The organism is Akkermansia muciniphila (assembly GCF_002884975.1).
In the GTDB taxonomy this organism is placed as follows: Bacteria; Verrucomicrobiota; Verrucomicrobiia; order Verrucomicrobiales; family Akkermansiaceae; genus Akkermansia; species Akkermansia muciniphila_C.
The window spans coordinates 648,866-664,327 of sequence record NZ_PJKB01000002.1 but is presented as its reverse complement, the minus strand read 5'-3'; the positions used below and the strand labels follow the sequence as shown (position 1 = coordinate 664,327).

General features: G+C 57.3%; 14 protein-coding genes and 1 tRNA gene. 9 read left to right on the top strand and 6 right to left on the bottom strand.

Translation table 11 applies throughout. The annotated features are described in order from the left end of the window. Positions 1-21: 21 nt before the first annotated feature. A complete protein-coding gene (locus CXU21_RS08905) occupies positions 22-3,957 on the bottom strand; it encodes a TIM-barrel domain-containing protein (RefSeq protein ID WP_102725779.1) in 3,936 nt (1,311 codons plus the stop codon). 302 nt (positions 3,958-4,259) lie between these two features. Further along, positions 4,260-4,336, bottom strand: a tRNA-Met gene (locus CXU21_RS08900). A 351-nt stretch (positions 4,337-4,687) separates the two neighbouring features. Here CXU21_RS08900 and hpf point away from each other — a divergent pair. Continuing rightward, positions 4,688-5,281 (top strand): ribosome hibernation-promoting factor, HPF/YfiA family, encoded by a 594-nt coding sequence (gene hpf / locus CXU21_RS08895; RefSeq protein ID WP_102715099.1) that lies wholly within the window; start codon positions 4,688-4,690, stop codon positions 5,279-5,281. Between the two features lie 213 nt (positions 5,282-5,494). Then, a complete protein-coding gene (locus tag CXU21_RS12590; protein ID WP_257996584.1) occupies positions 5,495-5,623 on the top strand; it encodes a hypothetical protein in 129 nt (42 codons plus the stop codon). Between the two features lie 209 nt (positions 5,624-5,832). On the opposite strand, the gene CXU21_RS08890 is transcribed toward CXU21_RS12590, so the two are convergent. After that, a complete protein-coding gene (locus CXU21_RS08890; RefSeq protein WP_180972749.1) occupies positions 5,833-6,582 on the bottom strand; it encodes a hypothetical protein in 750 nt (249 codons plus the stop codon). Positions 6,583-6,704: 122 nt separating this feature from the next. Between CXU21_RS08890 and CXU21_RS08885 the strand changes: the two genes are divergently transcribed. The 5 genes from CXU21_RS08885 (at position 6,705) to CXU21_RS08865 (ending at position 11,688) form a co-directional block, all read left to right on the top strand. Next, the gene (locus CXU21_RS08885) at positions 6,705-8,315 is read left to right on the top strand and encodes an ABC-F family ATP-binding cassette domain-containing protein (protein ID WP_102715986.1); all 1,611 of its coding nucleotides are present in this window, start codon (positions 6,705-6,707) and stop codon (positions 8,313-8,315) included. Positions 8,316-8,382: 67 nt separating this feature from the next. Continuing rightward, positions 8,383-8,940, top strand: a complete 558-nt coding sequence (locus tag CXU21_RS08880) for a hypothetical protein (protein ID WP_102725777.1) — start codon at positions 8,383-8,385, stop codon at positions 8,938-8,940. 105 nt (positions 8,941-9,045) lie between these two features. Next, complete coding sequence (fabG, locus tag CXU21_RS08875) at positions 9,046-9,792, top strand: 3-oxoacyl-[acyl-carrier-protein] reductase (RefSeq protein ID WP_102725776.1); 747 nt, start codon at positions 9,046-9,048, stop codon at positions 9,790-9,792. A gap of 23 nt (positions 9,793-9,815) precedes the next feature. Then, positions 9,816-11,018 carry a formylglycine-generating enzyme family protein gene (locus CXU21_RS08870; RefSeq protein WP_102725775.1) on the top strand — a complete coding sequence of 401 codons (1,203 nt, stop codon included), beginning with the start codon at positions 9,816-9,818 and terminating at the stop codon, positions 11,016-11,018. A 13-nt stretch (positions 11,019-11,031) separates the two neighbouring features. Continuing rightward, positions 11,032-11,688 (top strand): GNAT family N-acetyltransferase, encoded by a 657-nt coding sequence (locus CXU21_RS08865; RefSeq protein ID WP_102715089.1) that lies wholly within the window; start codon positions 11,032-11,034, stop codon positions 11,686-11,688. Between the two features lie 139 nt (positions 11,689-11,827). Here CXU21_RS08865 and CXU21_RS08860 read toward each other — a convergent pair whose 3' ends face one another. Then, a complete protein-coding gene (locus CXU21_RS08860) occupies positions 11,828-12,574 on the bottom strand; it encodes a PEP-CTERM sorting domain-containing protein (RefSeq protein ID WP_146017033.1) in 747 nt (248 codons plus the stop codon). A 299-nt stretch (positions 12,575-12,873) separates the two neighbouring features. On the opposite strand from CXU21_RS08860, the gene CXU21_RS08855 reads away from it, so the two are divergent. Continuing rightward, a complete protein-coding gene (locus CXU21_RS08855; protein ID WP_146017032.1) occupies positions 12,874-13,587 on the top strand; it encodes a PEP-CTERM sorting domain-containing protein in 714 nt (237 codons plus the stop codon). A gap of 395 nt (positions 13,588-13,982) precedes the next feature. Next, positions 13,983-14,216: a DUF1232 domain-containing protein gene (locus CXU21_RS12420; RefSeq protein WP_180972498.1), complete on the top strand. Its 234-nt coding sequence runs from the start codon at positions 13,983-13,985 to the stop codon at positions 14,214-14,216. Positions 14,217-14,248: 32 nt separating this feature from the next. On the opposite strand, the gene CXU21_RS08845 is transcribed toward CXU21_RS12420, so the two are convergent. Beyond that, positions 14,249-15,034: a TatD family hydrolase gene (locus tag CXU21_RS08845; RefSeq protein ID WP_257997382.1), complete on the bottom strand. Its 786-nt coding sequence runs from the start codon at positions 15,032-15,034 to the stop codon at positions 14,249-14,251. Between the two features lie 32 nt (positions 15,035-15,066). Next, the gene (locus tag CXU21_RS12415) at positions 15,067-15,339 is read right to left on the bottom strand and encodes a hypothetical protein (protein WP_180972748.1); all 273 of its coding nucleotides are present in this window, start codon (positions 15,337-15,339) and stop codon (positions 15,067-15,069) included. Between the last annotated feature and the right edge of the window lie 123 nt (positions 15,340-15,462).

The following is a 15,462-nucleotide window of genomic DNA, read 5'->3' as shown; positions in this document are numbered from 1 at the left end:
GGACCGCATCAGTGAAGCATGTTACAGTTTCTTGGTGTTCAGCTTTTTATCCACTACCATGCCGTCCGTAAGCTTCGGTTGGAATTTCACGTCGCGGCGGGCCTTGAATTTCAGCACAAAGAGCTCGGAGGAACCTTCAACGGGCTCCTTGTCTCCGATGTTGACGAAGGTGGGATACAGGGCCTTGGTCCCGTTCGTATGGAGCCTGTCGTTCGTCAGGTTCTCCATCTTCTTCATGCCCTTGACCTCCACGCCCACGAATTCCAGATCCTGCGGATTATAGGGAAGGGCGAAGCTCAGCGCATTCACCAGGCGTAGGTTCCTGCCCTTCACGGTCACCTTGACGGTGTCTCCCTTGGCGTACTTCTTCTTATCAGTACTGAGCACCAGCTTCCCATCCACGTGTTCCTTCTTCTGTTTCTTCGCGGCGGCCTTTTCCTTGTCTTCATCGCCGTCTTTCTTTTCGGCTTCCTCGTCCTTCGCCGCGGCTTCCTCCTGGGGATGGTCGGCTTCGTCTTCCAGCTGGGTGGCTACCACGGAAATGTCATAGGCGTCAATGAGGCCATTCTTGTTGATGTCCCCGTTGCTGATATAGCCTTCAAAGTCGGAATCGCCCTTCCTCAGGCCCGTGTAGTTGGTGTAGGAAGTCAGGTCGTTCCGGTCAATCTTGCCGTCGTTGTTGATGTCGCCCGGCAGGTAGCTTTCCGTGCCCGGAACCTTGAAGACGTAGATTTCCCGTCCGGAACCGTAGTCGCCCACGCCTTCCGTGACATTCAGCTTGATGTAGCGCGCCGTGGGGGCGTCCTTGAAGTTGAAGATCTTCACTTCTCCATTCTTGTCCCACTGGAACGTTCCGGCCTTCGTCCAGTTTTCCCGGTCCATGCTGTAGGAAACGGAGCCCTTCAGGAGCGTTCCGTTGCCGCCGTCCTCACGGGGAACGTAATGGAATTTCTCAAGCTTGTTGATGGTCTTCAGGTCCAGAACCAGGTCAAACGGCACGGCCTTCTCGTTGTACTTCGTGTGCCACGCGTCCTTTTCCTTGAAGTCAAAGAGCTTCGTCAGGGAATTGCCCTGGTTTTCCACGCTCGTTTCGCCTTCGATCCCCGGAATGGCGAACTCAAGCGGGTTGGCCTTGGTCTTCGCGCTGATGGCCGTCCAGGCGGAATGGCCGTCCTTGTTGACGGCGCGCACGTTGAAGGAATAGGGCGTTTCCGCCTCCAAATCCTCAAACAGGAATTCCGTGCCCTTGATTGTGGTGTACAGCATCCCGCCGAACTCGATTTCATAGAAATCCGCGTTCGGAACAGCATCCCATGAAGGAGTCAAGGTATATGCGGCCGTGTTTTCCTCCGTCACCCTAGCATTAGCGGGAGCGGTCAGGGCGCCGGAAGAGACACGGTATTTTTCAGCGGGTTCAAAGCGGAAGCCTTCCACGGAAAGCACGGTGGGGGCAGCCGTAATATCCGCCGGGGCCAGCTTCACCAGCAGCTGCGGGTTTTTGGCAATCACCTTCTTCCCAAAATCGCTTCCCTTGGTCGCAAACCTGTTCAGGTTGGGAGCCTGGTCATAGAAATACACGTTTTCGCGGGAATTGAAATCATCCCTGGAATTCGCTTCCGCCAGACTGACTTCATTTTCCCCCACCCTGGCGGAAACCTTGGACGGCTTCTGCGTCACGTTCACGCGGAACTCCGTGGCCTTCTTCTTCTGGAAGCCCGTGAAATCCCCTGCTGCCGGATGAACGGTGACGGTCGCGTTGTTCTTGTCGTCCACCCTGGATTCCACCAGGGTGCGCACGCCCTTGCCGGCCCGGTATTCCTCCGTCACGCCGTCGTCGTCATACGTGGAGAAGGAGGTATTGCCGTGCGGATAAAGCTCGTAAATGCGCAGGTCCGGGTTGATTTCCGCAACGTTGTTGTTCGGATTCGCCATGGGGATGATCGCGCCGTTTTTCACGAACACGGGCAGTTTCCACAAGGGGGCGTTAAAATCATTGTAAATCTTGCCGCCCTCGTACAGGTCCCCGGTAAAGTAGTCGATCCACTGGCCTTCCGGCAGGTAAATGCCGTGGCGCACGTCATTCCCTTCCTTGTCCGCCCGCGTTTCCTGGTAGACGGGAGCCACCAGGAAATAGGGGCCGTACATAAACTGGTACTGGGTGGCCTTACCCAGGGTGTAGGGGTTGGGGTATTCCAGGAACATGGCCCGGACCATGGGCTTTCCGGAAACGGCCTCCTCCGCGATGCTGTACGCGTACGGCAGCAGTTCCGACTTGAGCTTCAAATACCACCGGTTGATGGAGGCGTAGGGCTCGCCGAAGACATGGGGATACTTTTCATTGGCGCCCCAGCCGTCCATGTTCAGTTCCATGGGGGTGAAGGTCTTCCACTGGAAATCGCGGACATTCACCAGGGCGTTCTTGCCGCCGAAAATGCCGTCCATGTCGGAACCGATATTTGGCTGGCCGGAAAGCCCGGACCCGATGTAAGTGGGAATGTGGAAACGGATGTATTCCCAGACGCCGCCCGTCTGGTCGCCGGACCAGATGCCGGCATAACGCTGGGTCCCGGCCCAGCCGTCCAAGGAGATGATGAACGGACGGCTGTCATTCCCGTAATAGGTCATGATCTGGGCCACGTCCGTAATGCCGTTCAGGCCGAAGGAATAGCCCGCGCCCACCCAGGCGACGTCCGTCTTCAGCACGCGCACTCCGGCGTCCCGGACTTCCTTCACGATGTCACGCTGGAGCAGGGCGCTGATTTCCGGCTTGGGATGCAGGTCGGACTGCGTCCACAGGCCGATCTCCACGCCGTTCTTTCTGGCGTAGTCCGCCAGGCTCTTCAAATTCGCAATATTGCCGTCCAGCGTATCCGTCTGCCCGTACCCGGCTCCGTAGCCGTCGTTTGGCAGAAGCCAGCCCAGGGGCATGTCATGCGCCTTGTAGCGGTCCACCACGGCCCGGCCGGAGAACTGGTAGTTGTCCTTTTCCCCGTTCAGGGATTCCTTGATCCCGCCGTTGTCCTTCTGGCTTTCCTTGTACCGCTTGCCGTCCTCAAACAGGATGCCCTTCTCGTCTTCCTTCCAGTAGTCACGGTTGTAGGCGTTCAGGTGGCCCTGGTAAAAGGCGAACTTGGGCAGCAGCACGGGCGCTCCGGTAAGCTGGTAAAAATCCCCCAGCAGGCTGACGGCTCCGTCATTAACCATGAAAAAGACGTCCAGATAATCTTCATCATGCTGGAGGTTGACCAGGTTCTTCTCCTTGGAACCGAAATCATACTGGCCCTTCTTGAAGGTGTGCCACATGACGCCGTAACCGTTGGTGGACCAGTAGAAGGGAGTGGGGGAGGCCACGCCGCCGTCCGTCCAGCTGTTCTGGTTCTCAATGGAAATCACCTTCCCCTTGTGGGAAAAGCGGCCGTTCTGCACGCCGCCGCCGTAGAAATACTCATCCGGATTCGCCTTCAGGGAAAAGCTGGTTTTACCCTTCTCAAAAAGAACGGGGGACGCCTGCTCCACCACCACGGAATTATCCTTGAGGTTAATGATTTTGAGCAGGGAGGTTTTCTTGTCTATTTCAATCCTGATCTTGCCGGTGGTAATGGTAACCACGCCGTCCTTCTGGTCCACGTCCAGTTTGGAAACCGGCTTCCGGGGATTGTCCACCAGGATTTTAGCCTCCGGTTCCGCCTTGGGGTCCCGGATGATGCCGCCCTTGTCGTCCCGGAAAATACGGAAGACATTGTCTCCGTAAAAATCAAACGTCATCCGCTGATTTTTTCCAAGCAGCACTTCCACGGCGGCAGGGTTGATTTTCCTGGCGCCTTCAACAGCCTGGACCTGTTGCTCCGGCGCCTGGGCGCCTGATGCGGCAAGGGCCAGCCCGGAAAAGGAAAAGGACAATCCGCAAGCCAGCAGAACGGACTTCCGGAACATGCCATGGTCAATTGAGTTTCCCATTATTGTAGTATTTTATGTAATATGATTCAGCCGGAACGGCGGAGCGGAGGAAGGCAAATGATCGTTTTCATTCATCATGCCGTCCACGGCGCAGTTTATCTTGCGGCACCATACTCTTTGTCTGTAATCGCCACAAGGCCAAAGAAAGCAAGTAACGGCGCGCCGGCATTCCATCAGTCCCAGAAATACCCGCCCACTCCGGGTTCCCTTTCAAGGATGACCCTTTTAAGGGATTTCTACAGCGTGTACGGCACGCGGACACGAAAAAGCCCTGCAAGCTTTTGACTTGCAGGGCTTTCAAATGGTTACGGGAACAGGATTTGAACCTGTGACCTTCAGGTTATGAGCCTGACGAGCTACCTGGCTGCTCCATCCCGCGATTTAGAGAGCATCCGTAGAGGAGTGCGGGATTGTTTTAACCTATTCCAGCCGCGTGTCAAGTATTTTCATATAAAAATTTTTACGGTTCCACCCGTATGACAGAAGCCCGGAAACGCTTTCCGGGGGCGGCGCAGGACCGCATCAAAACGCACTTCCCCTGCGGCGGCTTGGATCACAACAGGTAGGACGCGCGCCACTCTTCCGCAAACGCGGAGTGGCATAAAGAAGACCCCTGCCGCGCACACGGAAAAAAAGAAAGGATTCCTCGACAAACATTGTCAAATCAGTATATCTTGAAAGGTGCGGACTGGGTTCCGCGCATTAACATCAACTAGAAAGAGGTACGACAATGCAAAAGGTAAACGTAAACACACCCATTACGATCACGGGCCGTCACGTGGAAGTCACAGACGCGATCCGGGAATTCGTGACGAAAAAGATTGAGGGGATCCGGCTGGACTTCCCGCGCATTATGGAGGTTAAAGTATTGCTTGATGTGCAACGCGACCGCAAGATTTCCCAGGTGATCCTGTTCTGCTCCGACCACATCACCATTGACGCTTCCACGGAAGGGACGGACATGTACGCCTGCATTGATGAAACGATCACTAAAATCATGCGCCGCATGCGCAAGCACAAGACGCGCCTGATGAAAAATTACCGTCCCCATCACCAGGAAACCATCCGCAAGCTGGATGAAACGGTGTATGACGATTCCGTACTGGATTACCCCGGAGAGTCCAAGGAAGACCCGGAACCCCTGCTCATTCACAGGGAAAGCTACAATCTCAAAAAGCTTTACAAGGAGGAAGCCATCATGGAACTGGAACTTTCCGACAAGCCCTTCGTGCTCTATAGGAATGCGCGCCGCGACGTGCTCCAGATCGTGTACCGCCGCCCGGACGGTGACTACTCCATTATTGAACTCGGCACCACATTATAACCGTAAAAAACGGTTTTAAAACTGGCCGTTTTCCATAATGGATCAAAAAGAGCAGGGCTCCTGAAACCGGGGGCCCTGCTCTTTTCTGTAATGCCGTGACATGGAACAAGAAAATCTCTTGATTTCTACTTGCCACCATTTACATTGGTCCCAGCAAACCTCCGTGGATGCGGAGGTTCCAGTAGTTAACAAACACTGTATTTAATTCGAATTATGAAGAACATCGCTATCCTCGCCATCGCCGGCGCCGCTTGCCTGGTTGCTTCTTGCTCCCAGCAGCAGCAGCAGCAGCAAACCACCACTCCTGCTCCCGCTCCGGTTGTGCAGGCCAAGGGCAAGTAAGTTTGCAGCAGGGCTTGCCCTGCAACATTAGCAAATCATCCAATTAATCCGCACTCGGTGTACGCACTGAGTGCGTTTTTATTTGCCCTGAATCCGGGTTTCAGCCGTCATTCCCCGGTTCACCCGTATTTCACGTAAAAAACGGGCACAGCGTTCCCCGGGGCAATAACCGGGCACGCCGTCCCAGCCGCCATGGGCGGCTGCAATCATCAGCTCCGGCCCTTTTCAACGGCCTGTTTACCGCCGTCAGCCGCGGGGCTTGAGGACTTGGCCTCTTCCTGCTGGCTGGACTGGAACATCCTTTGTATCAGCATCGGGCGTTTTTTAGCCCAGCCGGGCCAGACCAGGTGATGGTCCATTCCGTAGGAATGCCCTTCCGGAAATGCCTTGGATACGAAAGGTTCCCGCCAGTCCTCCTCCCATTTCCTGCCTTCCCGGTCCTTCTGCTTCAGCACCACCAGGTGCCCGCAGTTTTTCCAGGCGTCCAGGACGATGGAATCCTGCAATCCCCCGCCAGCGGCGTTCACGTACACGCAACTGTGCTCCCTGCCCGTTCCACGGTCGCGGATGGTCAGGCCTACCCGGAAAAACTTCACGGGGCGGCGGCGCATGTCGCGGTACAAATCCTGCTGGACCTGCCAGCAGAGGCCGCGGTCCCGCATGTTGGAGTTAACCAGGATGTTGTTCAGCCAGCCGAACAGCACAATCCTGTTCTCCCGGGCAATGGCGGCGGACTGCACCACAGCCGTGTCAGCCAGCCATTTGGCCTCTTCCCGGGCGGCGGGAAGAGCGGCCTTCTCAGGCGGAAGCAGGGCCAGAAAGTCATTCGCCAGGCCGGACATCTGCCGCTGCACGTAAGGTTTTTGTACAAAGTCCTCATCCGGGGGAGTACAGCAGGAACTCCACCCGCACAAAAGGGCGGCGGCAAGTAAAAGCCTGAATGTCTGCATGGTCGGCATGGCGCGCCAAGGCTAGCAGATTGCGTGTAAAAATCCAGTAAAGCTTTCAAAAATGCCCGCTGCCGCCCTGACGGCTCTTGCCTTCCCCTTTCCGGCCCGGTAGAATGCCGCCCTTCTTCACCATGCTGACGATCAAAAAGCTCACGAAATCACACGCCGGACGCACCCTGTTCAGGGAAACGGAAATGACCATTAACTGGGGGGAACGTGTTGCCCTGGTAGGCCCCAACGGCGCAGGCAAGTCTACCCTGTTCCGCATGATTCTGGGAGAGGATACGCCGGATGAAGGCTCCATCAACATGGATGAATACGCCATGGTGGGCTATCTTCCGCAGGAAGCCAGCGAGCCGAAGGATGAAACCGTGCTGGAGATAGCCATGGGCATCACGCCGGAAATGGAACGGGCCATCCACGTCATCCGCACGGCAGAAAACGCCAACAAAACGGACACGCCGGAGTATGCGGAAGCCATTGACACCTTTAATGCCGCCAACGGCTACCAACTGGAGCCCAAGGCCAAGAAAATCCTCAAGGGGCTGGCCTTCCGCGAAAGCGACTTCCACCGCCCGGCGCGGGAAATGTCCGGCGGCTGGATCATGCGCGCGTACCTGGCCAAGCTTCTCGTCCTGGAACCGGACCTCCTGATGCTGGACGAACCGACCAACCACCTGGACCTCCTCTCCCTGCTGTGGTTCCAGCGCTACCTGAAAAATTACCCCGGCGCCATCCTGATGATTTCCCACGACCGGGACTTCATGGATGAACTGGTGGAGAACGTGTACGACATCGACAACGAGGAACTGGTGGAATACCGCGGCAATTACTCGGACTTCCTGAAACAGCGTGACCTGCGCTTTGAACAGCTTCAGGCCGCCTACCGCAACCAGCAGAAGGAAATCGCGCACATTCAGGAGTTTATCGACCGTTTCCGCTCCATCAACTCCAAGGCAGGCCAGGTGCAGAGCCGCATCAAGCAGCTGGAAAAGATGAAGGTCATCCAGAAACCCGTGGCGCGCAGGAAAGTGTTCAAATTCAACTTTCCCCAGCCGCCGCGCAGCACCCAGAAAGTCATGGAGCTGGAAAAAATCAGCCAGTCCTACGGCGACCACAAGGTTTATGAAAACCTGGACCTGCTGGTGGAACGCGGAGAACGCACCGTGCTGGTAGGCCCCAACGGCGCGGGCAAATCCACCCTGCTGAAAATCCTGGCGGGCATCATCCCCATTGACTCCGGCAAACGCACTCCCGGCACCACCACGCGCATCGGTTACTTCTCCCAGGCCCGTACGGAAAACCTGAATCCGGAAAACACCGTGCTGGAGGAGATCATGAAGTGCAACGCTGAAATCCGCGAGGAGGAGGCCCGCTCCATCCTGGGCTCCTTCCTGTTCCGGAGGCTGGATGTGGAAAAGCGCGTCAGCGTGCTCTCCGGCGGTGAAAAATCACGCCTCAGCCTGGTCAAGTTCCTGGTGGACCCGCCCAATCTCCTGCTGATGGATGAACCGACCACGCACCTGGACCTCCTGTCCGTGGAAGCCCTGGTCCAGGCCCTGAAGCATTATGAAGGAACCCTGGTTTTCATCTCCCACGACGTGCACTTCATCCGCTCCCTGGCGGAGAAAACCCTGCACGTGAACCGTGGAACCATCACCACCTACGCGGGAGGCTACGATTATTACCTGGAAAAGTCAGGCATTCTGGACGACGAGAAGGGCGGCATCACGGCGGAATAAACGCCATCCCCTTTTCAGGCGCCCTTTTCTCCTTGCCCTGGGTTTCATCCTGCCTTAAAAAGGCAGGATGAAGACTTTCCTTCTCCCTGTTCTGGCTTCCGCCCTGGTGGCCGGAGTTCCGCTCGCCTTTGGTGAAACGGCCGCCCCGGCGGCTTCCCCCGCGCCGGCAGCCCCGGCGGAAAAAACTCCGTCCGCGGATTCCCTCCTCAACCAGGCCTTTTCCGTAGCCATTGACGTCCAGCAGACGCTGGCGGCAGTACAGGACAAGGAAAGCGGGGACAAGGCCGTCAAGAAGCTGCAGGGCATCCAGAAGGACATTCAGCGCCTCAGGGACTTACGGGAAAAATTGACCGAGGCGGAAAAGGAAAAAATGGACGCCCTGTCAGAAAAAATGGAGGAACGGATGGACATGCTGAGCGAACGCTGTGAAAAGGAGGGCCAGCGGCTGCTGGAAGCCCGCTATTACGGCTCCGCCGCCTTAAAGGACATTTTGGAAAACTCGGATGAATTCAGCGAACTCGTCGAACCGGATGAAGATGTGGCGGAACCGGAGGAGGACAATACGCCAGCTCCAGCCGGAAACGTTCTTTCTCCCAACCCTGAAGGCCTCCTCCCGCCGAATTGACCAAAAAAGGCGCCCATACAGGAAAAGCCGTGGAGAACAACCGCCCTTTCCCGCTTCCATTTCAAGCTTGCCGGAACCGTGAAAAACGGGTTTACTGTGGGTAACATGCAAAAGTTAGCAGGTAAAACAGCCATCGTTACCGGGGCAGGCCGCGGCATCGGCAATGCCATCGCCCGCCGCTTCGCTTCGGAAGGAGCCAAAGTCATCCTGATCAGCCGCAGCCCGTCAAGCTGCGGAGGAGCCGCAGAAGAGATTAACAAGGAATTCCCGGACTCCTGCAAGGCCTATCCCTGCGACGTGGCGGACTACGCCGCCGTTCAGGAAACCGTCTCCGCCATCCTGAAGGATTTCCCGCAGATTGACATTCTAGTGAACAACGCCGGCATCACCCGTGATTCCCTCATGCTCCGCATGAAGGAGGAAGACTGGGACGCCGTCATGGATACCAACCTGAAAAGCGCGTTCAATACGGTGAAGGCCCTGCAGCGCGTGCTGATGAAGTCCCCTGCCGGACGCATCATTAACATGAGTTCCGTCATCGGCCTCGTGGGCAACATCGGGCAGGCCAACTACGCCGCCTCCAAGGCCGGGCTGATTGGCTTCAGCAAGTCCCTGGCCCTGGAATTCGCGCCGCGCAGGGTGACGTGCAACGCCATCGCTCCCGGCTTCATTTCCACGGAAATGTCCAACGCCATTCCGGACAACCTCAAGGAAGAAATCGTCAAGAAAATTCCCCTGAAGGAACAGGGCTCCGTGGAAGACATCGCCGCCCTGGCGGCCTTCCTTGCCTCTAACGATGCCCGCTACATCACCGGACAGGTCATCGCCTGTGACGGGGGCATGACGATGTAAGGCTCCGGCCCAACCACCATCCCATGCGCGGCATTTTCCTTGTTTCCTGCTTTCTGGGGGGAAGCGCCCTGCTGACCGGGTGCCGGGACGAAAGTTCCCCCCGGCCGGCCACGGAGGATGCCGCGCGCATTACCAGCGCGCGCCAGTGGGGAGAAACCCGCTCCGCCCTCCAAAAACGAGAACTGGACCGCGCCGCAGGCCCCGCCCTCCCTATTCCCGAGGATCTCCCTTCCCAGGAACTGGCGGGCACTACGCGCCAGATCCACCAGCTCATTGAAGCTTCCGGAACTCCGGCGCGCTTTGAATCCTATACGGAAGCCGTGCCTGCGGCGGGGGCCTCCCTGCGCATGATCGCCATTCCGGGGGGAACCTTCCTGATGGGAAGCCCTGCGGAGGAACCGGGCCGCAAGCCGGATGAAGGCCCCCGGCATGAGGTGGCCGTCTCCCCCTTCTGGATCTCTGAGATGGAAATTCCGTGGGAGCTGTATACGGCCTTCATGGAAAACGGGCGCCCCCGCGCCAGGGACGGCCAGCTTCTGGAAGAACAGCCGGATGATGAACTGTGGGACTCCGTCACGCAGCCCACGGCCCCGTACACCGCCATGAACCTGGGCATGGGCCACGGTTATGAACACGGCATGCCCGCCATCTCCATGTCCCACCATGCAGCCAGCAAATTCTGCGAATGGCTGAGCGCCCAGACCGGGCACTACTACCGCCTGCCTACGGAAGCGGAATGGGAATACGCCTGCCGTGCCGGGAACCCTGGCGCCTATTCCTACGGAAACGGGGAGGAGCCCCTGGACCGGTACGCCTGGTACTGGGATAATTCCAACGACCGCTACCAGAAAACAGGCTCTAAAAAGCCGAATAAATGGGGTCTCCGGGACATGCACGGAAACGTGGCGGAATGGGTTCTGGATTCTTACGCGCCGGATACTTACGCCAAGCGGGACGGCCAACCCGTGAAAGACCCCCTGGTCATCACGCCCAGGGCTCCCCACATCGTCCGCGGAGGCTCCTGGGAGGATGACCCGGAAGGGCTGCGGAGCGCCGCGCGCCGCGCCAGCTCTCCGGCCTGGAACCGGCAGGACCCCCAGAACCCCAAAAGCATCTGGTACCTGACGGACGGCGGCATGATCGGCTTCCGCGTGGTGCGTCCCCTGAACATTCCGGACGTCATTACCATGCACCGCCTCTGGAACTTCTCCAAGGGGGAACCGTAAAGAAAAACTTTTTATGGCTATTGAATTAAGAACAGAGCAGCCCGCAGACTATGCTGAAACGGAAAATGCCACGCGGGAAGCGTTCTGGAACCATTATTCCCCCGGCTGCAATGAACATTACCTGCTCCATATCATGCGCGGCAGCCCCTCCTTTATCCCGGAGCTGGATGTGGTAGCCGTCCACGGCGGCCGCATCGTCGGGAACATCGTTTATGTAAAATCCGTCATCAGGACAGATGACGGGAAGGAATGCGAGGTGCTGGGCATGGGGCCCATTTCCGTTCTTCCGGAATACCAGCGCCGGGGGATTGGACGGCAGATGATCGGCCATACCAAAGAAAGGGCGCGAGAAATGGGGTTCCGCGCCATTCTGCTCTACGGCGACCCGGACTACTATTCACGCCACGGGTTCGTACCCGCGGAAACGCTGGGCATCAGAACGGCGGATAATATGTATGCGGTGGCCCTCCAGGCCTGCGAATTGCAGGAAGGTGCCCTGTCAGGCATGAAGGGCCGTTATGTGGAAGCCGCCGTGTATGATCTTGATGAAAAGTGCGCCGCTGAATTTGACCGGCATTTCCCGGTAAAGGAAATGGTCTCCGGCACTCCGTCGCAAAAGCGCTTTGAGAAAATTGCCGCCATGCGGAGAAAAGCGGATGCGGGAACCTGAAACCGGGAATCCCGTACCCTCCGGAGGGCATGAATCCCGCATCCGGATACGTTAAATTCGCAGCCCTTTTTCCGGGGGTAAAAAATAAGGGCTGTTCCATGAGAACAGCCCTTATCCGTCAAATGCCTTCCATCCGGGCTCAGGCCCTGCGGCGGCGCATCATCAGGGCAGCCAGGCCCAGAAGGCCCAGCGTGGCCGTAGCGGGTTCCGGAACCACTTCCCCGCGGATCTCCGTAAAAATGGGGGATAATGGGCTGAAGGTATTGGTTCCATTGGCTCCCGTAATAACAACGGAATCATCAGGCGCTCCCGCGCTGTCATGATGACCGCGAATGCCGGGAGCAGTCAATCCGTTGCTGATGGTTACCGTATCTCCATCCGTGGAAGAAGTAGGGGCGCCTGTCCCTCCCGCAGCATACAAGTACGTTTTTGACGTATCTCCGTTGATCATGTCCATCACGGCCTGGCTCACGGTCAGGTAGCGGTACGTCGTGCCGGCGTCAAGAATCAGGGAAGAACCGTCCACAGCTGAGAAATTGAACGTCAGATTAACCCCGTTGCCGGAGGTTCCCATATTGGTGCTCAGGCCGATGACCGAATTGTCGGAAGCGTTCAGCACCAGAAAACCGTAAGCGACGTTAATGCCCGTATTGCCGCTGGGCCCGCGCAGGGTAAAACTGTCCAGCCGGATATCTCCGGACAGGGAGGCGGGAGAGCCGGAACCGGAGACGGGCGCCAGGGCGGAGGAATCCAGCCCCAGATAGAACCCATGAATGGCGCTATTGTAATTGTCTGCTCCGGGAGTGTAGTAATTAAAAACAGTCGCAGCTTCGGAGGAAACGGCAAAGGTCCCGAGCACGGTTAAAATTGTTAGTGTTTTCTTCATGTCTATTGTCCTCTTCCTTTTAGGCTTTGTAGCGGATTTGGAATCCGCGAACAATTAAAAATATTAAAGGTTAATATATTGCATTCATAATTCGTTGGAAATAATGATTTTTTGACGGCTCTGGTTCTTTTATTAGCGTAGTGGATGGTCTTTGTTATTCATTGATCTCCCTATTGATTTGGCCTCTTTTTCATACTTGCCGGATTCCAAATCCGGATTCCAAATCCGCTATTTAGCTACTTACGCAGAAGCCCTGCCTTAGGCATGAGCACGCGCACCGTTTACCCAGAACATTGATCATGAAGAAAATACTATCCACCTTAATGCTTGCAGTCGGCATGAGCCTGAGCGCTACTGCGGCTACCACGCTTCTGGACAGTTCCCTTGTAGGGTATTCCGACTTCGCCTCCCGCCTGGCGGATTTCGGCACCCAGAAGGATTCCGTTGCCATCACCACTGATGGAGGCAATCTGGTGATGTCCGGCACGACATTCAGCCAACCCGTTTCCGGTGGCGGCACACGCAACAACATGACTGTGACCATGGTTCTGGATTTATCCAAGATCACCACCCCGGATGCTTTCACGGCCCTGTTCAACGCCAAAGGCGGCAGCACGAGCTGGGGCGTGGGCATCAATACCTCCGGCGCTCTCCAGGGCTTATGGAATAACGGCGCCTACAGCGGCGGTCCTACTTCTTCTCCCCTGGGGGCGGAAGGAAAACTCACCATTTCCGTGGTCACCGGGGAACTCGGCACCCGCATTTACCTGGGCAACAGTGACGCGTACTATACCGCCTCCGGCCTGAAATTCGGCAGTGTGGACATCACCCAGATTCTGATCAACGCCGGACTGGCCGATGCCATCGAACAGCTTTATGTCCATGACTCCGCCCTTTCCCAGGAACAGATCAGCCAGCTGATGAGTGAAATCGCCAGCGTGCCGGAACCCGCAACGGCTACCCTGGGCCTGCTGGGCCTGGCTGCGCTGATGATGCGCCGCCGCAGGGCATAAAACCACACCGGACCTCCGTTTTTCTTTCAGGGCTGCCTCACGATTCCGTGGGGCAGCCCTTTCGCATCTGCGTGCCGCGGCTTACGTTACCGGGGCGGATACTTCTCCCTTCCCTGCAAAACTCTGCACAGGCGGGAAATTCTCCTCCGTAAAAATGATGTTCAGGCCTCCCCCGGCGGAAATGTTTTATGGAGGGGCGTCCGCACCGCCCACTTTCCGCACAAAGCCTTTTCCCCCACGCCGGAACAGCCGGAACCGGAAACGGGAAAAACCATCTTTCCTCCGCGGGCGGCGCATCCCATCCTTGCAGCAGTCCCCCTCCTGCGCAATTTAAAGTTGCCCCTTACGCCTGGAAGGGGGGAAACGTTTTAAACTCAATACCCCATATCCCGATCATGAACCTCCAGAAACAGCAACTGCTCCTGCGCCTTTTCCGGTACTTCAAAGGCAAAAAGGGAGAGCCGCATTTTTTCAACAAGCGGAATATATGGCTGATCGCCATTGCGGCGGTCTACATCCTGACTCCTGATGAATTCCTGCTTGACGGTATCGGCAAGCTGGGGCTGCTGGATGACGCTGCCGTCATCCTGGGAGCCATCTTCACCGTATTTCTTCCGGACGGGGACTAGGCGCCGCAGCGCCATCCCGGCCATGCACGACGCTAGCGGGAGGATACTTTCCGGAACTTCGGGGACTGCCCCATGAACGCTTCCGGATTGCCTACAAGAAGGTCTTCCGCCTCCCTCCGGGAAAATCCCCGTTTGTACAGCTCACAGGCCAGGGCCGTCAGCGCCAGGGGGTCGGAATCCCCCCAGTCCGCGGCGGAATTGGCCCAGACGCGGTCCATCCCGTATATTTCCAGAATATCCGCCGCCCGCTTGGGATTCAGCTTGCTGGTGGGGTAAAGGGTCAGTCCGGCCCAGTAGCCGGCCTCCTTCACCAGCGGGAAGGTATGTTCCTCACAGTGGTCCACCAGCACGCGGCCGGGGTCCAGCTCCGGACGGTTTTTCAGGGCGGAAAGAATCATCCTGGTCCCCTTCAGCTTGTCTTCCAGGTGCGGAGTGTGAATCAGGACAAGCTGGTGCAGGCGTATCGCCAGATCCAGATGCTCTTCAAAAATGGTCATCTCATGGGTGGTGTTCCGGTTCAGCCCTATTTCCCCGATGCCCAGGACATTGGGCCGGTCAATAAACTCCGGAATGAGCTGCATCACCTCCCGGGCAAAGGCCACGTCCTGCGCCTCCTTGGGGTTGATGCACAGCCAAGTGTAATGGTCCAGGCCGAACTTGGCCGCCCTGGCAGGTTCGCATTCCGTAAGCTGCACGAAGTAATCCCGGAAACCGTCCGCGGAGGAACGGTCATAACCGGCCCAGAACGCCGGTTCCCCTACCGCCAGGCAGCCCGCCTGCGCCATGGCCCGGTATTCGTCCGTGGTGCGGCATACCATGTGTATGTGAGGTTCAATGAAAGCCATGATTCTTATTTGTTGAGGTTCGGGGCCCCGCAGGCCGCCTTGGCGGCGGCGGTTTCCGGCACGGCGGCATCCGTGTAGGAAAGGGCTTCCAGAATGGCGCGCACGCGTCCGGAACCGGGCGCGGCCAGGAGCGGGAGCACCTCCATCAAGGCGCGGAAGCGGAAATCCGCATCTCCTTCCCCCCGGTCCACACGGTCCAGAAACGCGGCCACATCCAGCACTCCGGCGCGCGCAGCCGCAAAATCCGCATCCAGCACTTCTTTCTTGCTCCTTTTCATGCCCTGACGATACGCCCATGCGGAAAGGCGCGTCAAGCCGGAACAGGTAACAAAATTATAACTATTCCAAACTAGTGAACTGCAACGCCTTTCCACGTCTTTTCAAAAATCCAAAAAGCGCCG